Raw genomic sequence first — 15,349 nt, 5'->3', positions numbered from 1 at the left:
CGATGAGCCTGAATCAACAAACCAAAAGTAATCTCAGCTTTTTTGAAAAATACCTCACATTATGGGTGTTTTTGTGCATCTTTGTCGGCATAGCTTTAGGAAGATTATTCCCAGAGTTAGCGGTAAAACTAGATGCTATCAGTGTTTATCAAGTATCAATTCCCATTGCAGTATGTCTGTTTTTCATGATGTATCCCATCATGGTGAAGATAGACTTTACGCAAGCGATGAATGCAATCCGCACCCCAAAACCTGTAATTCTGACTCTGGTGGTGAACTGGTTAATTAAACCATTTACGATGGTGGCTTTTTCTCAGTTCTTTTTAGGCTGGTTGTTTCGTCCCTTAATTACAGGTACAGAATTAATTCGTGGTGGTGAAGTAGCGATCGCCAACTCTTACATAGCTGGGACGATTTTACTAGGAATTGCCCCCTGTACAGCAATGGTTTTGATGTGGGGTTATCTTTCCTATGGGAATCAAGGTCACACTTTGGTGATGGTGGCTGTTAATTCTCTAGCAATGCTATTTTTGTACGCACCTTTGGGAAGGTGGTTATTAGCAGCAAATGATTTAACCGTACCGTGGCAAACTATCGTTTTGTCGGTGCTAATTTACGTCGGGTTGCCATTAATCGCTGGCATATATAGCCGTTACTGGATTTTTAAATACAAAGGTAGAGAATGGTTTGAAAGTCGATTTCTTAAATATCTCAGTCCCATTGCTATTACGGCTTTACTACTAACTTTAATCTTGCTATTTGCTTTTAAGGGCGAATTAATAGTTAAGAATCCCCTACATATTTTATTGATTGCTGTACCACTATTTATTCAAACTAATTTTATCTTTTTAATCACTTATGTAGCAGCTTTGAAGCTCAATCTTGCTTACGAAGACGCTGCGCCAGCCGCCTTAATTGGAGCTAGCAATCATTTTGAAGTGGCGATCGCTACAGCCGTGATGCTGTTTGGTTTGAACTCTGGCGCTGCACTCGCCACAGTGGTGGGTGTTTTAATTGAAGTTCCCGTTATGTTGATGTTAGTCGAGTTATGCAAACGCACAGCATCTTGGTTCCCGCGCCAGCCGGAAAAGGCAACATTACGAGATCCACGCTGTATCACTTCTTTTCACTGAGATAGCGTCAAAGGGTTTCTGTTTATCTTCTGTAAGAGGGAGAAATCATGAAAAAAGTCATGTTTGTATGTAAGCATAATTCCCGGCGATCGCAAATGGCAGAGGGCTTTACTAAAATATTAGGTAAAGATAATATCGCTGTGACTAGTGCAGGTTTAGCAGTTAGTCAGATAGATCCATTTACAGTAGAAGTCATGTCAGAAATTGGGATTGATATTAGTAGCCAGACTTCTAAGCCTTTAGAAAATTTCCATCCAGAAGAGTATGATGCCGTAATTTCCTTATGTGGTTGTGGTGTGAATTTACCAGAAGCTTGGATATTACGAGATATATTTGAAGATTGGCAACTTGATGATCCTCAAGGAAAATCAATAGAAGCTTTTCGCCGTGTGCGTGATGAGATTAAAGAAAGAGTTGTCAAATTAATCGCATTACTCAACTAAATCAACGCCTTTTTATTTATCTCTTCGTTGCAACCAAGCAAATATTTGATTAACAGTAATCGTCAGATTTATACCTTCTAATACAGGTAACACATCTTCGCCAAATAATAAATCAGGCAGATTTGCCGGCTGATAAACAATAATTGAACGTTCACTAGGATCTATTAACCATCCTAGTTGAGTACCATTTTTTATACAGTGTAAAATATTGCCAGTTACTCTAGTTTGGCTTTGGTCAGGGGAGAGGATTTCAATTACCCAATTTGGTGCGAAGTTGATGCCAGTGCTAATTATATCTCCACTATCATCTAATGGTATTTGATTTGTAGCAACTACAGCCACATCTGCAACTACTGAACGATTATCACAGGTACAACGCAATTCCGGAAAAGCTTCATAATCAGTCCCTGCTGTATCAATTACTGCAACTAAACGTTTCTGCAAAAGGCTATGTTTTCCCCCTGGCATAGGTTTTTGAATCACTTGACTGTTAATATACTCCCATGCTGGTGACTCATCTATGTATGGGAGTTTTAAAAACTCTTTTAAACTAGTAGTTTCTGTAGTTGTAATTGTCATTTAAACACCTAGTTTTAATATTATCGAGTCTACCTATTTTCGTTGCGCGCACAGATGAAAAGCTTTAAAGGTAGCAAAGCTACCTGTAATTATATTCTTCCAAAATTCAACTGTTCTTCAGTAACCCAGATACCATGAAAACCGTAAGGTACTCGTTGGGGAAGTAGCACTCGCGCTATCGGTTCACTATTAATATCTTGGGCATTTATGACAACTAATTCAGAACTATCCTCACCAATATCATAAACGTAAGTGATTAACCAACCATCATCTTCAACTGTTGCACCAGGACGAGGTACAAAAACAGCTTCACTCCCATAACGTCCTTGTCCATATTCATAATTTTGGGACTTAGCATTGCTGAGGTCGTATTTAATTAAACCCTCAAACAAAGGTATAGAACCTTTTGCTAACCGACTAGTGTAGCCATATTTCGTTGCTTGTCCTAAGAAATTTTCATTGATACGGGGAAATTCTGAGGCGACATCATCCAGCATTTCTTCATGTACTTTCCCAGTTTTGAGGTTAAAGCGCCAACGATGTAAACGGGGAATGTCTGCTTCTGGGTCTGTTTGGGAATCTGGGGAAGCTAGGACGGTGGTGGAACGCATGGGACAGGCAAAAAGTACTACTTCGTCTTTGTCCTCGTAGGCGTTGAGAGTGTGGAAAACGTAGCAAGATGGAGCTGTAAACCAGCGAATATGACTATTGTCACCATGACGAGGTAGAATACCAAAGCGACTAGGGCGATCGCTCTCAAACATTAGCATAGGTTCTCCCCGTTGCATCCGTTCTACACTAAAGGTCAAGGGCAAATCCATAAAAATTGTGTAGTTGGCAGTGATAGCAAAGTCGTGCATCATCACCCCCATTGGTAAATCTATAGGTATTGTTCTCACCAATTCCCCGGTGGCGGAAACCACGCTGTAATGCAGATATGGTGGTGCAAATGAGTAGCCGAAAAACATCATTTCCCCTGTTGCTGGGTCTACCTTAGGATGGGCGGTAAAAGCAGAACTTAGCTGGTTATTGTAGGTGTACTCACCAATAGTTTCTAAATCAGGAACTTGAATTGCATGGGGCGCGCCGCCTTCCCATAATGCTAATAGTTGTCCCGCGTGCCAGATAAGGGCAGTATTTCCAGTGTTTCTACTGGGGAGTTCTGGCTGGGGTGGTTCCATAAATCCTGTCCAGATGGCTTGACCCGCCTCATGTTCAATTTGCCATCTTTGAGTGCGGACGTAGCGATTGCGATAAGTAGCTTTACCATTACTAATTCTGACACCGTGTAACATCCCATCACCATCAAACCAGTGATATTGTCCGATGGGTGTCCATTGAGGGTTCGGGCCGTTGCGGATAAACATCCCTGATAAATCAGGGGGAAGTTCGCCGATAACTTTTAAGGTGTCAGTGGTAATTTCTTCGTGGACAGGTGCAAAATTACCCTCTAGATAGGGATTGACTGCTGTTGTAGTCATGGTGTTGGATTAGAGAGCGAGTGAATCTTTTATCATCTTAGCGATCGCTCTCACTTTCATTTTCGGCGTTGCATTATGGAGGGATGATTTGAGGTTGGCGTTGCTGAATGGAGTGTAAACTAATCCCCAATCCCCAATTCCCATTTTCCATACAACAGGGCAGCAATGGCTAATAATATAAGAAGGCGCTTCACATTTCTTAATTATTTAGTTTTACTATGGCCAGAGATTTACGGGGATTCATTAAAATTTTAGAAGAAAGAGGACAATTACAGCGAATTTCTGCTTTAGTTGACCCAAATTTAGAAATTGCGGAAATTTCTAACCGAATGCTGCAAAAAGGTGGGCCGGGCTTATTATTTGAAAATGTCAAAGGAGCATCCTTCCCGGTAGCGGTCAATTTGATGGGAACGGTGGAGAGGATATGCTGGGCGATGAATATGCAGCATCCCCAAGAATTAGAGACTCTGGGTAAAAAGCTGAGTATGTTGCAACAACCAAAACCCCCTAAGAAAATTTCTCAGGCGATAGATTTTGGTAAAGTGCTGTTTGATGTGTTGAAAGCGAAACCGGGACGGGATTTTTTTCCGGCTTGTCAGCAAGTAGTAGTTCAAGGTGATGAGCTAAATTTAAATACGTTACCTTTAATACGTCCTTACCCTGGTGATGCAGGGAAGATTATTACCTTGGGACTAGTGATTACAAAGGATTGTGAGACAGGCACGCCAAATGTAGGAGTGTATCGCTTACAACTACAATCCAAGAATACGATGACCGTACACTGGCTATCAGTGCGGGGTGGGGCGAGACATTTACGCAAAGCTGCTGAACGTGGTAAAAAATTAGAGATTGCGATCGCCCTTGGTGTAGATCCTTTAATTATCATGGCAGCTGCCACACCCATTCCCGTAGATTTATCTGAATGGCTGTTTGCTGGACTATATGGCGGTTCTGGTGTGCAGTTAGCCAAATGTAAAACTGTAGATTTAGAAGTTCCCGCAGATTCCGAATTTGTCCTAGAAGGAACTATTACACCAGGGGAAGTGTTACCAGACGGCCCCTTTGGCGACCACATGGGCTATTACGGTGGTGTAGAAGATTCTCCCTTGATTCGCTTCCAGTGCATGACCCACCGCAAAGACCCGATTTATTTGACCACATTTAGCGGTCGTCCACCCAAAGAAGAAGCGATGATGGCGATCGCACTCAATCGCATTTATACTCCAATTCTACGGCAACAGGTATCAGAAATTGTTGATTTTTTCCTGCCAATGGAAGCCTTGAGTTACAAAGCGGCGATTATTTCCATTGATAAAGCATACCCCGGACAAGCAAGAAGGGCAGCCTTAGCCTTTTGGAGTGCTTTACCCCAATTCACTTACACCAAATTTGTTATTGTCGTTGATAAAGACATAAATATTCGTGACCCCCGTCAAGTAGTATGGGCAATTAGTTCTAAAGTTGACCCCACACGAGATGTATTTATTCTCCCCAATACACCATTTGACACCTTAGATTTTGCTAGTGAAAAAATTGGTTTGGGTGGACGGATGGGAATTGATGCAACTACCAAGATTCCCCCAGAAACAGACCACGAATGGGGCGCACCTTTAGAATCTGATGCAGATGTAGCGGCGATGGTAGAAAGACGATGGGCTGAATATGGTTTAGCCGACTTGCAATTAGGGGAAGTCGACCCTAATTTGTTTGGTTACGATATGAAGTAGGGGATTGGGGACAAAAAGTCAAAAGTCAAAAGGTAAAAGATTTTTTCTTCTGACTTTTGCCTATTACCCAGTCCCCAGTCCCCAGTCCCCAGTCCCCAGTCCCCAAAGAGTTGGGTATTTTACGGAAAGTTATCAGCTAATAGACACTTTCAAGCTGCTTGGTTGTCCCAAATTTCCTTGGAAGACAACGCCGCGTTGATTAGCTTGGAGGTGACGCAAAATCTTGTAAATTGCTTCAACTTGGTCGGCTGCACCTATTTTCTCAGCAATTTGCTCTAAAGAAAGGGCTGTTTTCTCCTTTTGGAGTAATCCTACTACTTTTGTTTGTAGATCCAGAATCACAGCAGCAGCTTTTTTACCAGCTTCTACCCCTGGTTGATGGTAGGCGTTAATGTTGACCAAACTCGCATATAAACCAACAGTACGTTCATACAAAGCAATTAACGCCCCAACGGTACGGGCGTTAACTTGGGGAATCGTCACTGTAATGGAATCGCGTTGATTTTCATACAAAGCTTGGCGGGTTCCTAGCAGAAAACCAGACAGATAATCACCCGATGTTACACCAGGGTCTATTTCTGGAGATGCGCCGTTACGGTCTTCCAAAACTTCGATTAAGGTAGCAAAGAAATTCGGTACACCTTCACGTAACTGCTGGACGTAAGCGTGTTGGTCTGTTGAGCCTTTGTTACCATAAACGGCGATACCCTGATAGACAGTTTTACCGTCTAAGTCTTTTTCTTTACCCAAAGATTCCATGACTAGCTGTTGCAAATAACGGCTGAATAGCAGCAAGCTGTCTTTATAGGGTAAAACAACCATATCTTTTTCACCCTTGCCGTTACCAGAGTAGTACCAAGACAAAGCCAGTAAAGCCGCAGGGTTGTTTTTCACTTCTGGGACGCGTGTAGCGTCATCCATTTCTTTTGCACCTTCTAGCATGGCACGGACATCAATGCCTTGTAATGCCGCAGGAACTAGCCCTACAGAAGACATTTCCGAGGTACGTCCACCCACCCAGTCATACATGGGAAATGTTGCTAGCCAACCTTCTGCTTGGGCTACTTTGTCTAGGTTGCTACCAGTACTAGTAATAGCTACTGCATACTGGGCAAAATCTAAATTTTGTCCAGCGTAGGCTTTTTTAACTTCTATCATGCCGTTGCGGGGTTCTGGTGTACCTCCAGATTTGGAGATGACTAAAACCAGGGTGCTGGCAAGATTATTCCGCAGGTGGGTGAGAATCTTGTCAATGCCGGCGGGGTCGGTATTGTCGATAAAGTGAATTTTTAGGGGTGGAAATTCTGGGGCGAGGGCTTCAGCGACAAACTGGGGGCCGAGGGCAGAACCACCAATCCCAATAGAAATAATATCTGTGAAGCGGTTGGCTTTGGGAGGATGAATAGCACCTGTTTGGATTTTTTCCGCAAAAGCTTCAATTTGTTCCAAGGTTTGAACAATTTCTTGGGCTATTTCTGGCGTGGGCGCTAAGTCTGGGTTCCGTAGCCAATAGTGTCCCACCATGCGGTTCTCATCAGGATTGGCGATCGCACCCTTTTCTAATTCCGCCATATCCGCAAATGCTTTGTCAAATTTCGGCAGCAACGACTTCACGAAGGCATCATCAAAACGCATCCGACTGACATCTAGATACAGTCCTAATCCCTCGTGGAAATATAACCATTCTTGGTATCGTTGCCAAAGTGCCTTCGCATCCATAGGGAAATCTCTAGTAAAGTGTCCTTCAAAAACAAGTGTAATGTAAGGTTAGAGCCACCCCTGCTTAGTCTTATACAGTTTTAAGTGTTGAAAATTTCTTCACCTCAAACATCCGGCATAGGTATGACCCGGAGAAATTTTACAATTTCACCCCTAATTTCTATACCAACTAAATAATTATCTATCGTAAACCGATGAAATATACCTTCATCATCCAGTTGTCTCAATTCTGGAAGACCATGCAAAGACAACTTTTGGGAAAAATCAGAAAAAATAAAATCATACACTCGCTGATAGGCAGCAGGCTCTAAACTTTTCAGGTCTACTAAAAACGACCTAGCATAACGCATTTCCAGACTCACTGAAGTCACCTTGAGAGAGATGGGGGAGCAGGGGAAGTAGGGGAAGCAGGGGGAGCGGGGGAAGTAGGGGGTAAATTCCATCCCCAGTCCCCAATCCCCAATCCCCAGTACCCTTTATACAAACATCAACATCCGTATTGCTTCTTCCTGAGTTAAAATATCCCACGGTTGCTGCGATCGCTTAACTTGTTGTATGGCTTTTAACATATAAAAGTCACAATGCAAAGCGTGCATATCCAGCCAAACGTTTTCCAGTTCTTCATCGCTTAACTGCTCAATTAAGTGATGGATTCTAATTCTCAGTAAGTTCATACATTCTTGGCATTACCCAAAACACTAAGGTATTGTTCCCAAAAATGACCCAGGGCGAACGGCAATAAGTCAGTCGGGTCGAGATAGAATGTCGGGAACAAATCAATTCAAAATTCAAAATACCCTACGGGAAGGCTACGCCAACAAAATTCAAAATTAAAGAACTCCTTGAGATTGAGACGAATAGAGGAGAAAAGCGACTGACAACTGACAACTGACAACTGACAACTAACGAATGATTGAATATTTAATTTTTTTAGCAATTTCTACGGCAACATTTGCCCTGTTTAGCTTGGGACTGAATTTACAGTGGGGTTTTACGGGGCTAATTAACTTTGGTCATATCGCTTTTATGACTTTGGGGGCTTACACTACTGTATTGTTAAGCCTCAAGGGTGTGCCGTTATTTATTTCAGCTATTTTTGGAGCAATTTTCGCCGCTTTGTTGGGATTGGTGATTGGTTTTGCTACTTTGCGTCTGCGGGAAGATTATTTAGCCATTGTCACCATTGGAACGGGAGAACTGATTCGCTTAGTGGTGAATAACCAAGATTTACCAGTAGGTAATACCTGGGTATCTGGAGCCTTTGGGGTACAGAGTTATCCTATACCTTTATCTACAGAGCCAAATTTGTTTTTCCGCCTGTTGATGATTGGAATTTTAACGCTGCTGTTTGCTGTGACTGTGTTTTCGTTATGGCGCTGGATTCGGAACGCCCAGAAATTACAGCTTACTAATTCGACTGATAAAACAAGTAGTAAGCAAGAGATTGCTTCCCGTTTCGGTGTAGGAATTATTTTAGGGTTATTGGCAACAGCCATTTATATTTCTGGGGTAATCACACTCTATAACTACATCCCCAAAGCCGGTTTAATGCTGGTGTCGCTGTTGGTATTGGCGTTTGTCTTTTGGCGTTTGGAATATTTAGTGCGATCGCCTTGGGGTCGTGTGCTAAAAGCTATCCGCGAAGATGAAGAAATACCTAAAGCGATGGGTAAGAATGTCTTTTGGTATAAACTCCAGTCTCTCATGTTGGGTGGGGCGATCGCTGGTGTAGCTGGGGCTTTCTTCGCTTGGCAACTCAGCGCCATTTATCCTGATAACTTCCAACCACAGCTAACTTTTGACTCCTGGATTATGGTAATTTTAGGCGGCTCTGGTAATAATATCGGCACAATTTTGGGTGCTGTAATTTACTTCGCTTACGATGCCATTACTCGTGAGGTTTTACCGAAAATTATCCCCCTTGATGAGGCGCGTCTGGGTGCATTCCGCATCATGTGTATTGGTTTAATTTTGATGGTGCTGATGATTTGGCGGCCTCAAGGTATCTTAGGGAAAAAGGAGGAACTCACCCTTGGTAAATAACCAGTCACCCCCACTCCCCCTATTAGCAGCTAGCGGACTCTGCAAGAGTTTTGGCGGTATCAAAGCTGTTCAAGAAGCGAGAATTGAAGTTGCACAAGGCAGCATCACTGGCTTGATTGGCCCCAATGGTGCTGGGAAAACTACCTTATTTAACCTACTTTCAAACTTTATCCGCCCAGATAAAGGACGTGTAATTTTTGATGGCGAACCCATCCAACAGTTACAACCGCACCAAATCGCCCAACAGGGAATGGTACGGACTTTTCAGGTAGCCCGGACTCTCTCCAAGCTATCGGTGTTAGAAAATATGCTGCTAGCCGCCCAAAAGCAAACAGGGGAGAATTTTTGGCAGGTACAGTTACAACCCCAGGTAGTAGCAAAGGAAGAGAAGCAACTGCAAGAACAAGCAATGTTTTTGCTGGAATCCGTGGGTTTAGCTAAAAAAGCTTATGATTATGCAGGCTGTTTGTCTGGGGGACAGCGCAAACTGCTAGAAATGGGTAGGGCTTTGATGACAAATCCCAAATTGATTTTGTTGGATGAACCAGCAGCCGGAGTCAACCCCAGACTAATTGATGATATTTGCGATCGCATCCTCACCTGGAACCGTCAAGATGGGATGACCTTCTTGATTATCGAACATAACATGGATGTGATCATGTCCTTGTGCGATCGTGTTTGGGTACTTGCTGAAGGACAGAATTTAGCTGACGGAACTCCAGCTGAAATCCAAACTAATTCTCAAGTTTTAGAGGCGTATTTAGGTAAATAGTTTATAAATTGGGGATTGGGGATTGGGGATTGGGGAGCAATGAAATTCTTTTTCATTACTCATTACTCAGAGGTTATTTATAAAGCAAAAATAAAATTTTTGTAGGGGAGCCAGTGCGTTGCGGAGGTTCCCTCCGTTGTAGCAACTGGCGTTGTGTTAGGCGCTGATTTCCCTAATGATTGGTCACAAAATAACTATCCTCGCGCCTAACGCACCGCCTCATGGATGGTGCGTTACGGCTGAATTTTCTTGTCTCTGGGTCTCAAATCCTTTCATAGCCGTAACACAACGGCAATAAAGCGGGAAGAACATCTACACCGCTTTTTGCCTCCCCTACTTAATATTTACTTTATGAATAGTTTCTCATTACCCATTACCCATTACCCATTACCCTTAATACCAAGCTTGCGGAATCAAGTCATACTCCCCGGCTTGCTGCTGAGGAAAATCGCCTGCTTCAATTCTGGCGATCATGTTAGGTAAAGCTTGAAGAAATGCTTGGCTTCTATCTTTTGGGTGTAGTGTCCAAGCGGCAGGGTTAGTTAAGTTAGCCCGGAAATAATCGGTCTGTTCTAGTTTTTGAGTCACCATAATTTCCCAAGAATCTAACTTACCTTTACCTGTAAAATTGCTAAGAATAGTTTTTAATGATGTAGGTAAGTCGTTCATCCATTTTGTGTTGTATGAACGCCAAAGCACAGGGATGGGAAGAAATTTATCAAATCGCTTACAATCTATTAAATAAACTCTGCTACCAAAGGTTTTAAAAGTATCAAAAGGCTCTGATTTTGGCTGATTTGTGGGCGGGCCAGCAAGTGGGCGCACAAACATCATTTTCGGATTTTCTTCCATTAATTTAACAGCTTCTGCAATCCAATTGTGATTGGGTTGTTGAAACATCAACATATCACTATCGAAGTGCAGCATATAGTCACTTTTACATTCTTCGATACTAAATATAGAACCTAAAATGGGATAACCTTTATAGTTATGAGTGAAGCGAATCGGTGTACCAAAATGTTTTCGATAAACTTCATTGTGGTAATTTGCATCGTAATTTATATCAACGACTCGATCCACAACACCTGCTTGTAATAACTTCTCTGTACACTCGCGGAGTTCTTCCATTGTACCGATGTGGGGACGAGTCACTTTGTCTCCCATCAGTGGAGCTGTATCAACTGCTAAAACCTTCTCATCAAAAGGAAAGTTATGCACTTTTACTAAATGAGGAATTGTCTGTAAAAGGAAAGATGTATCCGGCCGCGCCACAAAAATCCACAACGAACAACTCGGATTTGCCATAGTCAAAATACCCCTGTTCTCTATTTCGATCTGTTTAACAGGATATACGATAGGTTACTTTAGTTAAGTAATTGCAATCTCACCCATATTGACCTACATTTCTGTTAACCGCCAGTAAACCCCGTTTTCTCGCTGCATTAATTTGTAACTAACCAACTCTCGTCGTAAAGTGGCGTAATCGGGATGGTAGCGATTAAGAATATTATTCACTTCATTTTCTGAATAATTGATGCCTAACTCAAATTTGTTTACCAACCACTTGAGAATAACTAGGCGCTTTTTACGGCTAGCAGGAATTTCTTTAATCCGTTGCGCTCCTTCAGTGCTGTTTGGGCTTATCTCTAAATAATTTTTTAAGATTTTGCTTTCCCAGGCTTCAGTATCTACGTCCTCTATTAGGGAGGCTATCTTTTCTGGAGAAAGAATTTCCTTGCTGATGCTTTGCAAAACTTCATTATCTAACTGATATATGCGACTATTACCCTCTGGGCGCATTGTTACTAAGTTTAGCTCCTTGAGTCTCGCCAAATGGTGGGAAACTGTTGGCTCTTTGAGCTGCATAAACGCTGCTAATTCTTCGACGCTGCATTCCTGATTTGCTAGAATCCCTAGAATCTTTAATCGGCTTTCGTCAGCCAACACCTTAAAAAATTGCAGTAGGGTCTGAAATTGCTCTTGTTTCATAATTTGTTATACTTAATTCGATCACAATCTAATTAGAGCTAGATCGAATTACTGATGCTGCCCTCGTCTGATGCAGCGCAAGCTCTGCTTTGGTGATTTTTGAATTAATGTTAATTTTGCGATTCGTTCTGCAAAAAGTTGAGTTTTCTTAAGTTGTTCTTTACATTTTGCTATGTTGAGATTTCTGTCACGCCGGAAAAGAAGGAATCGCAGTATGGCTAGACAAGGTACTTCGCTTGTCCAAGCCGCTCGATTCTTAGGAATGGATCAAAGTTCTCTGTATATGGCTCTGCAAAAAGGACAAATCCCCACTCACAAAAGCAATGGACGCACAGTAGTTAGTCAGGGTGCGCTATTAGATTACCGAGCTAGAACACGGTATTTGTGAGTTTTTAGGCAATAAGTTTGAGCGATCGCCATAGATGATAATATCGTGTGGCGATCGCTCATTTATTTATAGTACAAAAATACCATTAATAATGAGAAAAGTACCATCTCCACCAACTAAACTATGAAAAAGACCAAGAGTGGAGGTGTAGCGTTATGGTGATTACTCCCAATACCGCATCTGAGGTCATCTACCCCGAAAGCGACGGACAACCGATGGCGGATAATACCAAGCAATTTCGCTGGATAGTAACAATAAAAGAAAATTTAGAAATTTTATTTGCAACACAACCAGATGTATTTATAGCCGGAGATTTATTTTGGTATCCAGTTGCAGGTAATCCTAATATTAAGCAAGCACCTGATACTTTAGCAGCATTTGGTAGACGGTATAAATCCAGAGGAGATTTAGAAGGGTGTGAGGGTGTGAGGGAAGAATTTAGTTTTACTCTTTCCCCTATACCCTTACACCCCTATACCCCTATACCCCTAATTAACTAAACTGCTCACCCACATCTAGGTTAAACAACATTTGTAGGGTTTGCATACAACGCCTTCTGGCTTCAACATCTTGCTGCGCGCGCAATTGCACCATCGGGTCATGTAAAATTTTATTAACAATACCTCTTGTTAAGGCTTCAATCACCTCTTGATGTTTGTCGCCGAACTCTGAACCCAATCTTGATAAGGCTTTCTCTAATTCCTGTTCGCGGATAGTTTCGATTTTACTCCGCAGACTGCTGATTGTAGACACAGTTTCTAAACTGCGCCACCAAATATCAAAAGCCTCAATTTCTTCTTCTAAAAGCCGTTCCGCCTCTTGAGCCATCTTCCTACGGCTTTCGTAGTTTTGGGCTACCACCGCCTTCAAATCATCCACGTTGAAAGCCTGGACGTTTGCCAGTTCATTCACGTCTGTATGGACGTTGCGTGGTACGGAAATATCAAATAACATGAGGGGCTGGTTTGGTGCTAGAACCATTTCTAACTTAGCCCGATCAAGTATTGGCTCTGTTGCAGAGGTGCTTGTAAACACCAAATGGCTTTCAGCAATGACTGTCATCATTTCTGGAAGCAAATGAGTGCGAATGGGGTGTTCTGAAAATTGCTTCGCTAATTCTTGGGCGCGTTCTCGTGAACGATTGACAATACTGATTTGTGTAGCACCTTTAGAAACAAGGTGTTGTACTAACAGCCGTGACATTTTACCAGCACCAAGAATTGTGACTCGGCAAGCTGCTAAATTTTCGGCTTTTATCTGCGCTAACTCCACAGCTGCGGAACTAATGGAAACTGCACCAGTACCAATGCTGGTTTCCGTGCGGACTCGCTTACCTGCTGTTAGTGCTTGTTTAAATAATCGATTCAAAATTGTTTTTATACCGTTATATTGCTGCCCCAGTTTGTGAGTATTTTTCACCTGAGCCAGAATTTGACCTTCGCCTAATACGAGGCTATCCAATCCAGCCGCCACTCGCATGATGTGCATAACTGCGTCTTCATGTAGCAACACAAATAAGTGTTGACGTAAGGAATGCACTGGCAATTTACTGTGTTCGGAAAGAAACTGAGTTACTTCTCGAATACCGTGATCTGTTTCACCAGCAACGATGTAAATTTCTAGACGGTTACAGGTGCTGAGAATGGCGACTTCATCAATATGAGGATAGCTGGTAAGTTGTGCGATCGCACTTTCTGTCTGTGGTTCTGGAATACTCAGCTTTTCCCGAATTTCAACTGGGGCTGTTTTATGGCTTAACCCCACCACTGCAATATTCATTTCTTATCGGTAATTAGTAATGGGTTATTTAATGATTGGGGATTGGGGATTGGGTACTGGGGATTGGGGATTGGGGATTGGGGATTGGGTACTGGGGATTGGGTAATGGGGATTGGGTACTGGGGATGAAATTTCCCCCCTGCTCCCCCTGCTCCCCCTGCTCCCCCTGCTTCCCCTGCTCCCCCTGCTTCCCCTGCTCCCCAGTCCCTAATCCCCGTTCCCTAATTACTAGTGCAGTTGCACAGTCTTGGGCTGTCCAGCCATGTGAATTGTGTCCACAAAACGAGCAGTTTGTGACTGGCTGGAAATAACCAAACTTTGAGTTCTAGCACCGCCGTGGAAGAAGCGTACACCTTGCATGAGATTACCAGAGGTGATACCGCAAGCTGCGAAGAGAACTGTTTCTCCGGATGCGAGTTCATGAGCGTCGTAAACCTTATCAGGGTCATTGATACCCATAGAGCTTAAACGCTCAAGGTTGGCTTCCTTGCTTTCCCCAATCAAGCCTGTTTTTACTACTTCTGGATCGTAGATCAATTGACCTTGGAAGTGTCCGCCCAAAGCACGCATAGCAGCTGCGGAAATGACACCTTCAGGTGCAGCACCGATACCCATGAGTGCATGGATGTTAGTACCAGCAAATCCACAAGATATTGCTGCGCCTACGTCACCGTCAGAAATCAGCTGTACTCTTGCACCTGCGTCGCGGATTTCTTTGATTAAACCCTGGTGGCGATCGCGTTTCATGACGACTACTACAAGTTCGTCAATAGCACGGTCTAGACACTCAGAAAGAATCTTGAGGTTTTCCGTAGCTGACTTGTTAATGTCTACTTTGCCTTTAGCTGCTGGAGGCGCTGCTAATTTCTTCATGTAGAAGTCAGGCGCAGCGAATAATCCACCTTTCTCAGAAATAGCCAGAACCGCCATTGAGCCGGGTTGACCATAAGCTACGAGGTTTGTACCTTCGCAGGGGTCAACAGCGATGTCAATTTCTACTAATTCATCGGGGTTACATAATTGGTCAGCATTTGGTTGGGTACAGATACCAACTTCTTCGCCGATATACAACATGGGCGCGTCGTCCCGTTCCCCTTCCCCAATTACGATGCGACCGCGCATATAAATTTTGTTCATGCGCTCCCGCATTGCTTCTACTGCTACTTGGTCAGCAGTATTCTTTTCGCCTTTACCCATCCACTTTGCGGATGCGATCGCGGCTTGCTCAACTACCTCAATAATCTCTAATCCAAGTGTATTTTCCACAAAGTCGCCCTCTCAACTGCTTGACTTTCC

The 15,349-nt window shown here is 43.0% G+C and carries 15 protein-coding genes and 1 pseudogene; 7 read left to right on the top strand and 9 right to left on the bottom strand.

Features of this window, described 5'->3' with window-relative positions; genetic code table 11:
* Window positions 1–2 precede the first annotated feature (2 nt).
* Entirely contained in the window at window positions 3–1,133 is a 1,131-nt protein-coding gene (gene arsB, locus GSQ19_RS24475; protein WP_011320413.1) for an ACR3 family arsenite efflux transporter, read from the top strand.
* Between the two features lie 47 nt (window positions 1,134–1,180).
* Complete coding sequence (gene arsC / locus GSQ19_RS24470; protein ID WP_011320412.1) at window positions 1,181–1,576, top strand: arsenate reductase, glutathione/glutaredoxin type; 396 nt, start codon at window positions 1,181–1,183, stop codon at window positions 1,574–1,576.
* Between the two features lie 12 nt (window positions 1,577–1,588).
* Here arsC and GSQ19_RS24465 read toward each other — a convergent pair whose 3' ends face one another.
* Together GSQ19_RS24465 and GSQ19_RS24460 are read right to left on the bottom strand one after the other, a co-directional pair.
* Entirely contained in the window at window positions 1,589–2,155 is a 567-nt protein-coding gene (locus GSQ19_RS24465; protein WP_011320411.1) for a Uma2 family endonuclease, read from the bottom strand.
* A gap of 89 nt (window positions 2,156–2,244) precedes the next feature.
* Window positions 2,245–3,636 (bottom strand): carotenoid oxygenase family protein, encoded by a 1,392-nt coding sequence (locus GSQ19_RS24460; RefSeq protein WP_011320410.1) that lies wholly within the window; start codon window positions 3,634–3,636, stop codon window positions 2,245–2,247.
* Between the two features lie 218 nt (window positions 3,637–3,854).
* On the opposite strand from GSQ19_RS24460, the gene GSQ19_RS24455 reads away from it, so the two are divergent.
* Entirely contained in the window at window positions 3,855–5,363 is a 1,509-nt protein-coding gene (locus GSQ19_RS24455; protein ID WP_011320409.1) for a UbiD family decarboxylase, read from the top strand.
* A 132-nt stretch (window positions 5,364–5,495) separates the two neighbouring features.
* Here the strand turns inward: GSQ19_RS24455 and GSQ19_RS24450 are convergent, their stop codons facing one another.
* From GSQ19_RS24450 to GSQ19_RS24440, 3 genes are all read right to left on the bottom strand, one after another.
* A complete protein-coding gene (locus GSQ19_RS24450) occupies window positions 5,496–7,082 on the bottom strand; it encodes a glucose-6-phosphate isomerase (RefSeq protein WP_011320408.1) in 1,587 nt (528 codons plus the stop codon).
* Window positions 7,083–7,186: 104 nt separating this feature from the next.
* The gene (locus tag GSQ19_RS24445) at window positions 7,187–7,444 is read right to left on the bottom strand and encodes a hypothetical protein (protein ID WP_041456312.1); all 258 of its coding nucleotides are present in this window, start codon (window positions 7,442–7,444) and stop codon (window positions 7,187–7,189) included.
* Between the two features lie 114 nt (window positions 7,445–7,558).
* Window positions 7,559–7,756 carry a hypothetical protein gene (locus GSQ19_RS24440; RefSeq protein ID WP_010995222.1) on the bottom strand — a complete coding sequence of 66 codons (198 nt, stop codon included), beginning with the start codon at window positions 7,754–7,756 and terminating at the stop codon, window positions 7,559–7,561.
* A 235-nt stretch (window positions 7,757–7,991) separates the two neighbouring features.
* Here GSQ19_RS24440 and GSQ19_RS24435 point away from each other — a divergent pair, with 235 nt between their 5' ends.
* Window positions 7,992–9,125 carry a branched-chain amino acid ABC transporter permease gene (locus tag GSQ19_RS24435; RefSeq protein WP_011320406.1) on the top strand — a complete coding sequence of 378 codons (1,134 nt, stop codon included), beginning with the start codon at window positions 7,992–7,994 and terminating at the stop codon, window positions 9,123–9,125.
* A complete protein-coding gene (locus GSQ19_RS24430; protein WP_011320405.1) occupies window positions 9,115–9,897 on the top strand; it encodes an ABC transporter ATP-binding protein in 783 nt (260 codons plus the stop codon). Before GSQ19_RS24435 ends, GSQ19_RS24430 begins: the two co-directional genes overlap by 11 nt.
* A gap of 393 nt (window positions 9,898–10,290) precedes the next feature.
* On the opposite strand, the gene GSQ19_RS24425 is transcribed toward GSQ19_RS24430, so the two are convergent.
* Window positions 10,291–11,202, bottom strand: coding sequence for a hypothetical protein (locus GSQ19_RS24425; protein WP_011320404.1), 912 nt, complete (start codon window positions 11,200–11,202; stop codon window positions 10,291–10,293).
* A gap of 93 nt (window positions 11,203–11,295) precedes the next feature.
* Window positions 11,296–11,886: a DUF2087 domain-containing protein gene (locus GSQ19_RS24420; protein WP_011320403.1), complete on the bottom strand. Its 591-nt coding sequence runs from the start codon at window positions 11,884–11,886 to the stop codon at window positions 11,296–11,298.
* Window positions 11,887–12,100: 214 nt separating this feature from the next.
* Here GSQ19_RS24420 and GSQ19_RS24415 point away from each other — a divergent pair, with 214 nt between their 5' ends.
* Window positions 12,101–12,274: a MerR family transcriptional regulator gene (locus GSQ19_RS24415; protein WP_011320402.1), complete on the top strand. Its 174-nt coding sequence runs from the start codon at window positions 12,101–12,103 to the stop codon at window positions 12,272–12,274.
* A gap of 155 nt (window positions 12,275–12,429) precedes the next feature.
* Window positions 12,430–12,678: pseudogene (locus tag GSQ19_RS24410) on the top strand (Uma2 family endonuclease); the annotation flags it as partial.
* Window positions 12,679–12,766: 88 nt separating this feature from the next.
* Here the strand turns inward: GSQ19_RS24410 and GSQ19_RS24405 are convergent.
* Both GSQ19_RS24405 and glpX read right to left on the bottom strand, forming a co-directional pair.
* On the bottom strand, window positions 12,767–14,053 hold the full coding sequence (locus tag GSQ19_RS24405; protein ID WP_011320400.1) for a glutamyl-tRNA reductase: 1,287 nt from the start codon (window positions 14,051–14,053) through the stop codon (window positions 12,767–12,769).
* A 228-nt stretch (window positions 14,054–14,281) separates the two neighbouring features.
* Window positions 14,282–15,319: a class II fructose-bisphosphatase gene (gene glpX, locus GSQ19_RS24400; RefSeq protein ID WP_011320399.1), complete on the bottom strand. Its 1,038-nt coding sequence runs from the start codon at window positions 15,317–15,319 to the stop codon at window positions 14,282–14,284.
* Window positions 15,320–15,349 lie beyond the last annotated feature (30 nt).

The sequence above is a fragment of the Trichormus variabilis 0441 genome (assembly GCF_009856605.1).
Lineage (GTDB): Bacteria > Cyanobacteriota > Cyanobacteriia > Cyanobacteriales > Nostocaceae > Trichormus > Trichormus variabilis.
Note: the sequence above shows the minus strand (reverse complement) of the source record. Positions and strands in the feature narration are given on the sequence as shown.

Bases quoted from the DNA above. Each gene is read 5' to 3' on its own strand.
- GSQ19_RS24450 (WP_011320408.1), bottom strand. From the start codon at position 7,082: ATGGATGCGAAGGCACTTTGGCAACGATACCAAGAATGGTTATATTTC.
- GSQ19_RS24465 (WP_011320411.1), bottom strand. From the start codon at position 2,155: ATGACAATTACAACTACAGAAACTACTAGTTTAAAAGAGTTTTTAAAA.
- GSQ19_RS24440 (WP_010995222.1), bottom strand. From the start codon at position 7,756: ATGAACTTACTGAGAATTAGAATCCATCACTTAATTGAGCAGTTAAGC.
- GSQ19_RS24425 (WP_011320404.1), bottom strand. From the start codon at position 11,202: ATGGCAAATCCGAGTTGTTCGTTGTGGATTTTTGTGGCGCGGCCGGAT.
- GSQ19_RS24460 (WP_011320410.1), bottom strand. From the start codon at position 3,636: ATGACTACAACAGCAGTCAATCCCTATCTAGAGGGTAATTTTGCACCT.
- GSQ19_RS24405 (WP_011320400.1), bottom strand. From the start codon at position 14,053: ATGAATATTGCAGTGGTGGGGTTAAGCCATAAAACAGCCCCAGTTGAA.
- arsB (WP_011320413.1), top strand. From the start codon at position 3: ATGAGCCTGAATCAACAAACCAAAAGTAATCTCAGCTTTTTTGAAAAA.
- GSQ19_RS24420 (WP_011320403.1), bottom strand. From the start codon at position 11,886: ATGAAACAAGAGCAATTTCAGACCCTACTGCAATTTTTTAAGGTGTTG.
- GSQ19_RS24455 (WP_011320409.1), top strand. From the start codon at position 3,855: ATGGCCAGAGATTTACGGGGATTCATTAAAATTTTAGAAGAAAGAGGA.
- arsC (WP_011320412.1), top strand. From the start codon at position 1,181: ATGAAAAAAGTCATGTTTGTATGTAAGCATAATTCCCGGCGATCGCAA.
- GSQ19_RS24415 (WP_011320402.1), top strand. From the start codon at position 12,101: ATGGCTAGACAAGGTACTTCGCTTGTCCAAGCCGCTCGATTCTTAGGA.
- GSQ19_RS24435 (WP_011320406.1), top strand. From the start codon at position 7,992: ATGATTGAATATTTAATTTTTTTAGCAATTTCTACGGCAACATTTGCC.